This window comes from Actinocatenispora comari (genome assembly GCF_017312725.1).
In the GTDB taxonomy this organism is placed as follows: domain Bacteria; phylum Actinomycetota; class Actinomycetes; order Mycobacteriales; family Micromonosporaceae; genus Actinocatenispora; species Actinocatenispora comari.
Window position 1 is genome coordinate 1 of sequence record NZ_BOPO01000025.1, and the last position, 12,459, is coordinate 12,459.

Genomic DNA, 12,459 nt, shown 5'->3' on the forward strand with positions numbered 1-12,459 from the left:
GCCGCTCGGGCCGGCGAGGCCGCCGGCCGGGCCGGCGAGGCCGCCGCTCGGGCCGGCGAGGCCGCCGCTCGGACCGGCGAGGGCACGGGCCGGGTCGGCGAAGGTGCCGGCCGGGTCGGCGAGGCCGCCGGCCGGATCAGCGAGAGCGGCCGGGTCGGTGACGGCGCAACGGCGGGCGGACCTCTCCGCCAGCTCGGTGGCGGCGGCGAGGCGGTCGGCCAGCGCCCGGACCCGACGCGCTGGCCACAACGCGGCGAGCGGCACCCGCGCGTTGCGCAGCTCGTACCCGGGGACACCGAGTACGGCGGGGCCGACACCCGGGTCGAACCGCACGGCGGCGAAGCCGGTACCGGGCGGGCTGGTGGACAGCCAGGCCCGGGTGTCCGGGCCGGCGACGAGCAGTTCGCCGTCGACCGCGATCAGGTCCAGGCAACCGTCCGGCAGGATCCGGCCGGTGGAGCCCGCCGGGCCGACCCGCCGGGTCCACAGCGTCACCCCGGGCACGCCGGCCCGCCACTGCCGGTACCGGCCCTCGGCCGCGGCGGTGGTTGCGGTCGGTTCGACGTCGGGACGAGCGGCCACGGGAGCGGCGGGCCTTCGCTACGGCAGGGCGGCGATGATCTCGGCGACGTCGCGCCGCCGGCCGGTGTGGAACGGGATCTCCAGCCGGGTGTGCCGGCGCGCGGTCGCGGCCCGCAGCTCGCGCATCAGGTCCACGATCCGGTGCAGCTCGTCCGCCTCGAACGCGAGGATCCACTCGTAGTCGCCGAGCGCGAACGCGGGCACCGTGTTCGCCCGCACGTCCGGGTACTCGCGGGCCATCTTGCCGTGCTCGGCGAGCATGAACCGGCGCTCGTCGTCGGGCAGCAGGTACCACTCGTACGACCGGTTGAACGGGTAGACGGCGACGTAGTCGTGCGGATCCTCGGTCAGGAACGCCGGCAGGTGGCTCTTGTTGAACTCGGCCGGCCGGTGCACCGCCATCGACGACCAGGTCGGCGTCAGGTACCGGCCGAGCTGGGTGCGGCGGACCGCACCGAACGCGTCCTGCAGCGCGTCCGGATCGGTCGCGTGCCACCAGATCATCAGGTCGGCGCCGGCCCGCAGCCCGGACACGTCGTACGTGCCGCGCACCACGACGCCCTTGTCCGGCAACGCGTCCAGCAGCCCGGTCAGCTCACCGGTCAGTTCGTCGCGCAGCGTCGGCAGCGGCGCGGCCGCGGCGAACACCGACCACATGGTGTACCGCACGGTCGCGTTGAGTTCCCGGATCCGGGCGGCGTTGCTCGCGGTCTCGTCGGACATCGTCAATCTCCTGTGCTGATCTCGGCGGTTTCGGAGGTGGCCGCGGCGGCACGGCGGCCGGTTCCCGGGCCGGCCACGGAACGGCCGGTCGCGGGCGCGGCGGCACGCTCGGCGGCCGGTGCGGCAGCAGGCTGGTCGACGGCGAGCTGGTCGGCGCCAACGTGGTGGGCGGCAAGCTGGTCGGCGGCAACGTGGTCGGCGGCGAGCTGGTCGGCGGCGGCGAAGCCGGAACGGATACAGACCGGGATGCCCACCCCGTCGTAGCCGGCGCCGGCCAGCGCCAGCGTCGGGTGCTCGGCGAGCCCGGCCCGGGCGCGGGCGATCCGGTCCAGGTGGCCCGGCCCGTACTGCGGGAGGGCACCGCCCCAGCGCTGCACCCGGACACCGACCGGCTCGGGCAGCGTGCTGCCGAGGATCGCCGCGAGATCGGCGCGGGCCGCTTCGGCCAGGTCGGCGTCGCCGCGTTGCAGCACCCGGGTCTCGCCGTACCGGCCGAGCGAGAGCCGGACCACCGAGACGCCGGGCGCGGCGAGGTGCGGCCACTTGTGCCCGACGAACGTGGCCGCCTTGATCGCGTACCCCTCGGTGGCTGGCACCAGGAAGCCGGACGAGGCCGGCAGCACGTCGCCCGGCAGTACCAGGGTGACCAGCGCGATGCTCGCGTAGTCCAGCACGCCGATCTCGGCCGCGGCGGCCGGCGCGAACGCGGCCAGCAGCCGGGCGGCCGGCCGGGCCGGTACGGCCAGCACCACCGCGTCGGCGGTCAGGTGTTCCGGGTCGCGGGTCGAGCCGACGGTCAGCCGCCAGCCGGACGAGGTCGGCGCGAGCTCGCGGACCGGCGCGTCCAGCCGGGCGGTCGCGCCGCTCGCCGCGGCCAGTGCGGCGGCGAACGCGGACAGCCCGGCGGCCGGCACCCCGAACATCGGCCCGGTCGGCCGGGGCGCGTCCGCCTGCGCGGCGCGTACCGCGGCGGACAGGGTGGTCTCGTGCTGGGCGGCGGCGTGCAGGGCGGGCACCGTGACGGCGAGCGACAGGTCGTCGGCGCGACCCGCGTACACCCCGCCGAGCAGCGGGTCGACCAGCCGGTCGACGACCTCGTCGCCGTACCGGGGGCGCACCAGGGCGCCGACCGAGACGTCGGCACCGGGCGCGAGCAGCGGGTCCGGGCCGCCCGGCGGCTCCGGCGTCGCCCGGGCCGGCCCCGAACTGTCCAGTGTGGACGGATCGGCCGGGATGCCCAGCAGGGTGCCGCGCGGCACCGGCCGCGGCGCACCGGCCGCGATGATGCCGGCCGGCAGCGGAGCGGGCCGCGCCAGCGCGCCGAACCCGAGCTCGCCGGCCAGTTCGGCCAGCACCGGATCGCGCAGCAGCACCGACTCGGCGCCCTGCTCGACCCGGACGCCGGCCACCTCGCCGGTGGCGAGCTTGCCGCCCACCCGACCCGCCTGGTCCAGCAGCGTGATGTCCACGCCGGGGCCGAGGCGGCGGCGCAGTCGCCACGCCGCGCTCAGGCCGCTGATCCCGGCACCCACGACCGCTACGTGCACGCCTCCATCATTGCCCGCGCGCCGGCGCCGGCTACGCCGGGGGCAGCTGGTGCACCAGATCGACCACCCTGGCCAGCATGTCCGGATCGGTCTCCGGCAGCACCCCGTGGCCGAGGTTGAACACGTGCCCGGCGGCCTGGTCGCCCTCGGCACAGATCCGCCGCACCTCGTCGGCCAGCACCGGCCACGGCGCGAGCAGCAGCGCCGGGTCCAGGTTGCCCTGCACCGCCCGGTCCGCGCCGACCACCTCGGCCGCCGCCGACAGCGGGGTACGCCAGTCGACCCCGACCACGGTCGCGCCGGCCGCGGCCATCGCCGGCAGCAGGTGACCGGTACCGACGCCGAAGTGGATCCGCGGCACCTGCGGCGCGGCCTGCGCGACGGTACGCAGCACCGCCGCCGAGTGCGGCGCGACGAACGTGTCGTAGTCGGCGGCGGACAGCGCACCGGCCCACGAGTCGAACAGCTGCACCGCCGACGCGCCGGCCGCCACCTGCACCTTCAGGAACTCCCCGGCGATCGCGGCGAGCCGGGCGCACAGCTCGTGCCACAGCTGCGGCGCACCGTGCATCAACGCCTTGGTACGGGCGTGGCTGCGCGACGGCCCGCCCTCGATCAGGTAGCTGGCCAGCGTGAACGGCGCGCCGGAGAACCCTATCAGCGGGGTGTCGCCGAGCTCGGCGCACAGCATCCGTACCGCCGTGCTCACGTACTCCACGTCGTCGGCGGCGAGCGGCCGGATCGCGGCGACCGCGGCGGCGTCCCGGACCGGCTCGGCCACGACCGGACCGACACCAGGCTGGAGGTCCACATCGATGCCGACCGCGGCGAGCGGCACCACGATGTCGGAGAACAGGACCGCCGCGTCCACCCCGAGCCGGCGCACCGGCTGCAGGGTGATCTCGGTGATCAGCTCCGGCGTACGGCAGGCGGTCAGCATCGGCACGCCCTCGCGCACCGCGCGGTACTCCGGCAGCGAGCGACCGGCCTGACGCATGAACCACACCGGCCGGCGGGCGGTCGGCTCGCGCCGGCAGGCGGCAAGGAACGGGGACTCGGTACTCGTCGGCGTGCTCATCGCCGCCATCCTCGCACGCTGACCGGGCACCGCTGTCGGGTGCCCGTGGCGTACCGCAGCGGCACGCCACGGTGGGGAAACCCGTGCGGTTACCCACAATCCGGGCGCTCGGTGGGCGCCGCGCCCGGTACCGACGACGGGCAGACAGGGCCGGCGTGGCCCGGCGGATATCGCCGTCCCACCCGTTAGTCTCGTGGCATGGCGCCGTCGACCGTGCTGCCCCCCGAGACGTTCACGCGCGCCGTGCAGGGGCTGACCTCGGTCCGGCCGCGGGCGGAGATCGCGCTCGACCCGCTGCCGGCGCCGAAGCGGCTTGCGCCGTTCGCGCACGCGATCGGCGCCACGGTGCTGCGCGACGAGGACGAGGTGTCCACCGGCCGGCTGGTCCTGCTGTACGACCCGCAGGGCCATCCGGCCTGGCAGGGCACGCTACGGCTGGTCAGCTACATCACCGCCGAGATCGAGCCGGAGCTCGCGGCCGACCCGCTGCTGCCGGCGGTCGGCTGGAGCTGGCTGATCGACGCGCTGGACGCGCACGGCGCCGACTACACCGCGGTCGGCGGCACCGTCACCCAGACCACGTCCACCCGGTTCGGCGAACTGTCCGGGCCACCGGCCGCCGCCGACCTGGAGATCCGGGCCTCCTGGACCCCGCTGTCCACCGAGCTCGGCGTGCACCTGGAGTCCTGGTGCGCGCTGCTGTCCTCGACCGCCGGGCTGCCACCGCCCGGCGTCGCCGACCTCACCCGCTGACGGTGGTGGGGAGCAGACGCCGTCTGCTCCCCACCACCCGCGGTCGGCCGGTCAGTTGCCGAGGTAGGCGTCCGCCTTGTTGCACGGGTCCTGCAGCTGCTTGAGCAGCTTGTTGACCTTCTTGTCGTCGTTCTTCGACGCCGCGGTCAGGGCGTCCTCCAGCAGCGTCAGGCACTTGCCGATCGTGTCGCGTTCCTTGGTCACGTCGGCGTTCTTGTCCTTGGCGTCGGACAGATCCGACTTGGCGTCGTCACGCTGCTTCTTGACCGACGCCAGCTCCTTGTTGAGCTTGTCGGCCTTGGCGTTCAGTGTGTCGATCGTCTCCTGACGCGAGGCGGCGAGCTTCTTCTGCTGGTTGTAGTCGCCGTTCTTCGACACGTACAGCACGGTCATGGTCGCCGACAGGATCAGGAACACCGCGGCGACCGCGGCCAGCACCGGCAGCCACGGGCCCTTCTTGCGCTCGTTGGGCGCCGGCGCGAACCGGTTCTCCGGCGGCATGCCACCGGGGCCACCCGGTCCCATCGCCGGCAACGCCATGGTGTGCTGCGGACCCTCGCCGAGCGGCGGCTGCTGCTCCGGCGGGTACGGGCCGGGCGGCGGCCCGGCGAAGCCGGGGCCACTGGTCGGCTGCTCGCCGAAGCCACCACCGGGACCGCTGGTCGGCGGCACGCCGGGCACCCCGCTGGTGGGCGGGCCACCGAACCCGCCCTGCGGCGGCTGACCACCCTGCGGCGGCTCCCCGTAACCGCCCTGCTGCGGCGGCTGCTCGCCGAAACCGCCCATCGGCTGTGGCTGCCCGTACGGGTCGGGCGGCGGCTGGTTGTTCGGCGCTCCGGCGCCCCAACCCGGCTGCTGCGGGTTGTGGTCGGGCGGGAACGGACCACCGGGGTAGCCCGGTTGGCTCATCGTGACTCCTCCTCCATGGGGCGGTCGCCCCCTGCCTCAACGGACCCGGTGAAGGGACTGCCAGCGGGCCCTTCCACCGACCCCCATGTGACGATCATCGCTGGTCCGGGCAACCGGCCCGACATCACTTCCCGCAGACCGAGAACTGGTCGCAGGGCACGGAGATCGGGATCGCGAGGCCGATCCCCTCCGCGTCCCGGGCCTTCTCCGTGGCGATGCCGACGACCTGGCCGTCCGCGTTCACCACCGGGCCACCGGAGTTGCCGGGGTTGATCGCGGCGTCGAACTGGATGAACTTGTCGGCGCTGCCCGGCACCGCACGCTCCGGCGAACTGACCACCCCGGTGGTGACCGAGCTGCCCAGCCCCAGCGGCGAGCCCACCGCGACGACCGGCTCACCCGACCGCACCGGCTTGTCGACCACCGGGAGGACGTGGAAGCTCTCGTCGCACTCCAGCAGCGCGATGTCCTTGTCCGCGTCGTACTTGACCACCTTCGCCGGGTACGACCCGCCGGAACGCTCCAGCTTCACCGACTTGCTGCCGGAGGCCAGCAGATGCTCGACGACGTGGTGGTTGGTCAGCAGGTAGGTGCCGCCGCCGGGCGCGGCACCGACCACGAACCCGGTACCGAGGTATTCACCGGCGTCCACCTGGAACACGCTGGGCAGCACCTTCGCCGCGACCCCGGCGGAGTCCAGCGACTTCTTCACCCGCTGCCGCAGGCCGTCGACGTCGTTCTCCAGCTTGGCCAGCCGGCGGTCGTTCTTCTCCCCCGCGGCCACCGCCGACTTCTTCTGGTCGCCCAGCGCCGAGTTGGTCTCCACCAACAGCACCGTCTGCACGACGGTGACCACGACCAGCACGATCGCGATCACCGCGACCACCGTGCCGAGCCGGCTGCGCTGCGGGGACGGCGCCGGCCAGCCCGGCCCGCCGGTCGGCATCGGCTGGCCCGGCGCACCCCCGAACGGCGGCTGCCCGCCCACCGGCGGCTGCACCGACCAGGAGGAGGTGGCGTCCGACCAGCGGGCGGCGCCGTCGGCCGACGGCTCGGCGCCGGGCGCCGGCTGCTGCCCCGGCCCGGGCATCGGCTGGTACGGCCCGGCCTCGGCCGGGATCGATTGCGGCGCGGGGCCGGAGGTCGGCGAGTACGACGTCGGCGGGTACGGCGCGCCCTCGGGCGACGGTGGGTACGGCGCGTTCGAGGGCGACGGCGGGTACGGCGCGTCCGCTCCCTGCACCGGCTCCGCGCCGGGGGCACCGAGGTAGGGGCTCGACAGGCCGGGGTGGGCGGCCGTCTCCGACGACGGCGCACCGGCCGGCGTCGAGCCCACCGGCCCGGCCGCACCCGGCGTGGCCTCCGCACCGGGCCCGCTGGTCGTTGCCGTCGCGACGGCGGTCGAGGGCACCGCCTCGGGCGGCACCCCGGGCGCCCCGGCACCAGGTGTCGGAGCGGCCCCGGCCGGTTGCGGGGCCGGGTCACCGGCCGCCGACGGCGTCGGGGCGGGAACCGCCGGGAGGGGGTCCGGGCCGGCCGGCGGGGTCGCCGCCGGGCCGGGCGCGGCCGAGCTGGGGTTCGAGGCTTCCGGCTGGTCACCCGGGGTGGGCTCGGTCCGGCCGTCCGGCGGGTACGGGTCGGTCATCTGACTGCGGTCCTCCACGCTGCGCTGCCCCGGGCGACTGGCGAACGGGGTGGGGTGGTGCCGGCTGGAGCCGGCACCGGCTCGTGCGGCACACGTCCGAGCCGCGGACACACCCGCTGGCACACCGTAGCCGCTGCCCGCCAGTACCGGGAAGAGCCGGTCGGGCGGGCGGAGAGTACCCGACGCCGGCCGGGACCGGTACCAGCGGGCGCGTGGTGGCGAACCGGACCGAAACGGCTCCGCCCGAACGTGGTCGGGTCGCAAGAAAACGCCCGCCACGGCCGGGGCGGCCGGCGATCGGCGACGGTTTGCCCGTACGGTGGGCGGGTGGTCGACGCATCAACGCCGGTACCGCAGGACGCCGCCGCCCCAGCGCCTGCGGACAGCACGCAGGACACAGCGGTCGGTGACGCCCCGGCGCCGGTGCTGCTGCGCGAGCCTCGCGAGGGCATCCCCGAGCCGATCGCCGACGCCGCCGCGGTGCCGGCGCTCGCGGCCCGGTTCGGCGCCGGGACCGGCCCGGTCGCGCTGGACGCCGAGCGTGCCTCCGGTTACCGCTACAGCCAGCGGGCCTACCTGGTACAACTGCGCCGGGCCGGCGCGGGCACGGCGCTGGTCGACCCGATCCCGATCACCGACGCCGGCACCGACCTGTCCGCCCTGTCGGCCGCGCTGGCCGACACCGAGTGGGTGCTGCACGCCGCGAGCCAGGATCTCGCCTGCCTGGCCGAGCTGAACCTGCGCCCGCAGCGGCTGTTCGACACCGAGCTCGCCGCCCGGCTGGCCGGCTTCGAACGGGTCGGTCTCGCCGCCATCACCGAGCGGTTGCTCGGCTTCGCGCTGGAGAAGCAGCACTCGGCGGCCGACTGGTCCACCCGCCCGCTGCCGGCGAGCTGGCTCTCCTACGCCGCGCTGGACGTCGAGCTGCTGGTCGAGCTGCGGGACGCGCTGGACGCCGAGCTGCACCGGCAGGGCAAGTCGCAGTGGGCCGCCGAGGAGTTCGCCGCGCTGGTGCACGGGCTGCCGGCCCGGTCGCGGCCCGAGCCGTGGCGGCGCACCTCCGGCATCCACCGGGTGCGCGGCGCCCGCGGCCTGGCCCGGGTGCGGGCGCTGTGGACCGCGCGGGACGAGGTGGCCCGGCGCCGCGACACCGCGCCGGGCCGGGTGCTGCCGGACGCCGCCATCGTCGCGGCCGCCCAGGCCGATCCCGGCGACGAGCGGGAGCTGACCGCCGTACCGGGCTTCACCGGTCGCGGTGCGCGTCGCCTCGGCGGTACCTGGCTGGAGGCGTTGCAGCAGGCCAAGGCGCTGTCGCCGGCCGAGCTCCCGGCGGTGAGCGTGCCGCCGGACGGCCCGCCGCCGACCCACCGGTGGACCGAGCGTGACCCGGCCGCGGCGGCCCGGCTGGCCCGCGCCCGCGCCGCGGTCGGCGCCATCGCCACGGACCACACGGTGCCACCGGAGAACCTGCTCACCCCGGACACCCTGCGCCGGCTCGCCTGGGCCCCGCCGGAGCCGGTGGACGCACCCGCCGTACGGGCGTTCCTCGCCGACCACGGCGCCCGTCCCTGGCAGATCGGGCTGACCCTGGACGCGCTCACCGAGGCCCTCACCGACGAGTGACGCCGGACCGCCGGCGCCGGCCGACGCGGACACCACTGTGACCGGATGCACAGTCGGGGTTGCGTGCAAATCGTTCGTTACTGGCGAGTAGCATCGGCGGGAGAAGCCCGTACCTGCAAGGAGGCTCGCGTGCCCCGTAGCGTCCGCGACGTCGTCTTCGTCGACGGCGTGCGCACCCCGTTCGGCAAGGCGGGCGGCATGTACGCGGAGACCCGCGCCGATGACCTGGTCATCCGGTGCATCCGCGAACTGATCCGCCGCCACCCGGAACTGCCGCCCGAGCGCATCGACGAGGTCGCCATCGCGGCGACCACCCAGATCGGAGACCAGGGCCTGACCATCGGCCGCACCGCCGCACTGCTGGCCGGCCTGCCCAAGACCGTCCCCGGGTACGCGATCGACCGGATGTGCGCGGGTGCGATGACCGCGGTGACCACGGTCGCCTCCGGCATCGCGTTCGGCGCGTACGACGTGGCGCTCGCCGGCGGTGTCGAGCACATGGGCCGGCACCCGATGGGCGAGGGTGTCGACCCGAACCCGCGGATCATCGCCGAGAAGCTGGTCGACCCGTCCGCGCTGATCATGGGCGCCACCGCGGAGAACCTGCACGACCGGCTGCCCGGCGTCACCAAGCAGCGCGCCGACGCGTTCGCACTGGCCAGCCAGCAGAAGGTGGCCAAGGCGTACGCGGAGGGCAAGCTGCAGCCCGACCTGGTCACGATGGCCACCCGCTCGGTCGAGGAGGGCTGGGGCGTCGCCACCGTCGACGAGGCGCCGCGCGACACCAGCCTGGAGAAGCTCGCCGGGCTCAAGACCCCGTTCCGGCCGCACGGCCGGGTCACCGCGGGCAACGCGGCCGGCCTCAACGACGGCGCGACCTGCTCGATCGTCGCGGCCGAGGAGGTCGCCGCCGAGCTGGGGCTGCCGGCCGCGATGCGGCTGGTCAGCTACGGCTTCGCCGGCGTCGAGCCGGAGGTGATGGGGGTCGGCCCGATCCCGTCGACCGAGAAGGCGCTGCGGCTGGCCGGGCTGTCCATCGAGGACATCGGCCTGTTCGAGCTGAACGAGGCGTTCGCGGTGCAGGTGCTCGCCTTCCTGGACCACTTCGGCATCGCCGACGACGATCCGCGGGTCAACCAGTGGGGCGGCGCGATCGCGCTGGGACACCCGCTCGCGTCCTCCGGGGTACGGCTGATGACCCAGCTGGCGCGCCAGTTCGCCGAGCACCCCGAGGTGCGGTACGGGCTGACCGCGATGTGCATCGGCATCGGCATGGGCGGCTCGGTCGTCTGGGAGAACCCGGCTTGGGAGGGCAACAAGTGAGCGACATTCCGGTGTTCGACAACGAGGTCGTGACCTCGGCGCACGTGCGCTACGTCCCGGTGCCCGCGCTGTCCGGCGAGGCCGCGCTGATCACCCTGGACAACGGGTTCGACCACAAGAAGCCGACCTCGCTCGGCCCGGCCGGTCTGGCCAACCTGAACGCCGCGATGGACGAGATCGAGGCGCACTCCCCCGCCGTCCGGCTGATCGCGGTGACCGGCAAGCCGTTCATCTTCTGCGTCGGTGCCGACGTGACCGGCATGCACCTGCTGCGCGACCGCGAGCAGGCGAAGCTGATCACCAACTACGGGCACCGGGTGTTCGCCCGGTTCCGCGACTCGTCGATCCCGACGTTCGCGTTCGTCAACGGGGCGACGATGGGCGGCGGGCTGGAGCTCGCGCTGCACTGCGACTACCGCACCCTGTCGTCGTCGGTACCGGCGATCGCGTTCCCGGAGTGCTTCCTCGGCATCGTGCCGGCCTGGGGCGGTACCCAGCTGCTGGCGAACCTGATCGGCGCCGACAACGCGGTCAAGGTGATCATCGAGAACCCGCTCAACCAGAACCGGATGCTGCGCGCCCAGCAGGCGTACCAGCTGGGCATCGCCGACGTGCTGCTGGAGCCGGCCGACTTCCTCGAGCGCTCGCTCGCCTGGGCCGCCTCGGTGGTCGCCGGCGAGACGAAGGTACAGCGGGCCGAGGTCGAGCGCGGCGACGCGTGGGCGGCGGCGCTGGCCAAGGGCAGGGCGATCGCCGATGCGCGGCTGCACGGCGGCGCGCCCGCCCCGTACCGGGCGCTGGAGCTGATGGCGAAGGCGGAGACGGCGCCGTTCGCCGAAGGCACCGCCGCCGAGGACGAGGTCAACGCCGACCTGCTGATGAGCGAGGAGTTCCGGTCCGGGCTGTACTCGTTCGACCTGGTGCAGCGCCGCGCGAAGCGGCCGGCCGGCGCCCCGGACAAGTCGCTGGCCCGCCCGGTGACCAAGGTCGGGGTGCTCGGCGCCGGGCTGATGGCGAGCCAGCTCGCGCTGCTGTTCGCCCGCCGGCTGGAGGTGCCGGTGGTGCTCACCGACCTGGACCAGTCCCGGGTCGACAAGGGCGTCGCGTACGTGCACACCGAGGTCGACAAGCTGCTCGGCAAGGGCCGGATCAGCGCCGACAAGGCCAACCGGCTGAAGGCGTCGGTGACCGGGTCGATCGACAAGTCGGTGTTCGCCGACGCGGACTTCCTGATCGAGGCCGTGTTCGAGGACATGGCGGTGAAGAAGGCGCTGTTCGCCGAGATCGAACCGATCGTCCCGGCCGACGCGATCCTCGCCACGAACACCTCGTCGCTGTCGATCACCGAGATGGCCGCCGACCTCAAGCACCCGGAGCGGGTCGTCGGGTTCCACTTCTTCAACCCGGTGGCGGTGTTGCCGCTGCTGGAGATCGTCCGCGGCGAGGCCACCGACGACGCCACCCTGGCCACCGCGTTCGCGGTCAGCAAGCAGCTGAAGAAGAACTCGGTGCTGTGCAAGGATTCCCCGGCGTTCGTGGTCAACCGGCTGCTCACCCGGTTCCTCGGCGAGGTGTTCTCCACCGTGGACGAGGGCACCCCGGTCGAGGTGGCCGACCAGGCGCTGGAGCCGCTCGGGCTGCCGATGAGCCCGTTCGTGCTGCTGCAGTTCGTCGGGATGCCGGTCGCGCACCACGTGTCCGAGACGCTGCACGCGGCGTACCCGGACCGGTTCAAGGTGTCGGACAACCTGGCCCGGTTGATCGAGGCCGGCAAGCCCGGCGTGTACGTGTGGGACGAGAAGGGCCAGCCGTCCGTCGACCCGGACCTCGCCGGGCTGCTCAAGGTCGGCGACACCGTGCTCACCGCCGAGCAGGTACGCGACCGGGCCCTGTCCGCGCTCGCCCAGGAGGCGCGGCTGATGCTGGACGAGGGTGTCGTCGCGGAGGCGGCCGACATCGACCTGTGCATGATCCTCGGCGCCGGCTGGCCGTTCCACCTGGGCGGCATCACGCCGTACCTGGACCGCACCGGCTACAGCGAGAAGGTCACCGGCCAGCGGTTCCTGCCCCGGGGCGTGGCGAGCCTGCCCGCCTGAGCCACGCACCACCCGCGGCCCCGGTCGGTACCCCGACCGGGGCCGCGCCGCGTTCCCGCCCGCCGACGGGTGGTGCCCTGCCTCGAACGCGGCGGCCGACCGTCCGACCCGGCGGTTGCCCGTCCGCGTCCGCGAACGCCGTCGCGCACCCGGCGCCTCGGTTGCTCACCCGGCGCCTCG

General features: G+C 74.6%; 10 protein-coding genes and 1 pseudogene. 5 read left to right on the top strand and 6 right to left on the bottom strand.

Annotated features, from left to right (window positions below):
* The 4 genes and pseudogenes from NUM_RS09130 to hemE all read right to left on the bottom strand — a co-directional run.
* Window positions 1–582, bottom strand: a 582-nt coding sequence (locus tag NUM_RS09130; protein WP_370466949.1) for a DUF6597 domain-containing transcriptional factor, incomplete at its 3' end; no start/stop codon positions are given.
* A gap of 18 nt (window positions 583–600) precedes the next feature.
* Window positions 601–1,305, bottom strand: a complete 705-nt coding sequence (hemQ, locus tag NUM_RS09135) for a hydrogen peroxide-dependent heme synthase (RefSeq protein WP_207124371.1) — start codon at window positions 1,303–1,305, stop codon at window positions 601–603.
* Window positions 1,306–1,508: 203 nt separating this feature from the next.
* A pseudogene (gene hemG / locus NUM_RS09140) lies at window positions 1,509–2,852 on the bottom strand (protoporphyrinogen oxidase); the annotation flags it as partial.
* A 31-nt stretch (window positions 2,853–2,883) separates the two neighbouring features.
* Window positions 2,884–3,930, bottom strand: a complete 1,047-nt coding sequence (hemE, locus tag NUM_RS09145; RefSeq protein WP_225918447.1) for a uroporphyrinogen decarboxylase — start codon at window positions 3,928–3,930, stop codon at window positions 2,884–2,886.
* Between the two features lie 198 nt (window positions 3,931–4,128).
* Here hemE and NUM_RS09150 point away from each other — a divergent pair, with 198 nt between their 5' ends.
* Window positions 4,129–4,683, top strand: coding sequence for a DUF3000 domain-containing protein (locus NUM_RS09150; protein ID WP_207124373.1), 555 nt, complete (start codon window positions 4,129–4,131; stop codon window positions 4,681–4,683).
* Window positions 4,684–4,734: 51 nt separating this feature from the next.
* Here NUM_RS09150 and NUM_RS09155 read toward each other — a convergent pair whose 3' ends face one another.
* Window positions 4,735–5,592: a hypothetical protein gene (locus NUM_RS09155; RefSeq protein ID WP_207124374.1), complete on the bottom strand. Its 858-nt coding sequence runs from the start codon at window positions 5,590–5,592 to the stop codon at window positions 4,735–4,737.
* Between the two features lie 124 nt (window positions 5,593–5,716).
* Window positions 5,717–6,469: a S1C family serine protease gene (locus NUM_RS09160; protein ID WP_207124375.1), complete on the bottom strand. Its 753-nt coding sequence runs from the start codon at window positions 6,467–6,469 to the stop codon at window positions 5,717–5,719.
* Between NUM_RS09160 and NUM_RS09165 the strand changes: the two genes are divergently transcribed.
* The 4 genes from NUM_RS09165 (at window position 6,441) to NUM_RS09180 (ending at window position 12,279) form a co-directional block, all read left to right on the top strand.
* A complete protein-coding gene (locus NUM_RS09165) occupies window positions 6,441–6,863 on the top strand; it encodes a hypothetical protein (protein WP_207124376.1) in 423 nt (140 codons plus the stop codon). The two genes, NUM_RS09160 and NUM_RS09165, sit on opposite strands and share 29 nt — an antisense overlap.
* A 701-nt stretch (window positions 6,864–7,564) precedes the next feature.
* Complete coding sequence (locus tag NUM_RS09170; RefSeq protein ID WP_207124377.1) at window positions 7,565–8,860, top strand: HRDC domain-containing protein; 1,296 nt, start codon at window positions 7,565–7,567, stop codon at window positions 8,858–8,860.
* Between the two features lie 129 nt (window positions 8,861–8,989).
* Window positions 8,990–10,183, top strand: coding sequence for a thiolase family protein (locus NUM_RS09175; RefSeq protein ID WP_207124378.1), 1,194 nt, complete (start codon window positions 8,990–8,992; stop codon window positions 10,181–10,183).
* A 5-nt stretch (window positions 10,184–10,188) separates the two neighbouring features.
* A complete protein-coding gene (locus tag NUM_RS09180; protein WP_207124412.1) occupies window positions 10,189–12,279 on the top strand; it encodes a 3-hydroxyacyl-CoA dehydrogenase NAD-binding domain-containing protein in 2,091 nt (696 codons plus the stop codon).
* Window positions 12,280–12,459: the final 180 nt, after the last annotated feature.

Bases quoted from the DNA above. Each gene is read 5' to 3' on its own strand.
- NUM_RS09155 (WP_207124374.1), bottom strand. From the start codon at position 5,592: ATGAGCCAACCGGGCTACCCCGGTGGTCCGTTCCCGCCCGACCACAAC.
- hemE (WP_225918447.1), bottom strand. From the start codon at position 3,930: ATGAGCACGCCGACGAGTACCGAGTCCCCGTTCCTTGCCGCCTGCCGG.
- NUM_RS09150 (WP_207124373.1), top strand. From the start codon at position 4,129: ATGGCGCCGTCGACCGTGCTGCCCCCCGAGACGTTCACGCGCGCCGTG.
- hemQ (WP_207124371.1), bottom strand. From the start codon at position 1,305: ATGTCCGACGAGACCGCGAGCAACGCCGCCCGGATCCGGGAACTCAAC.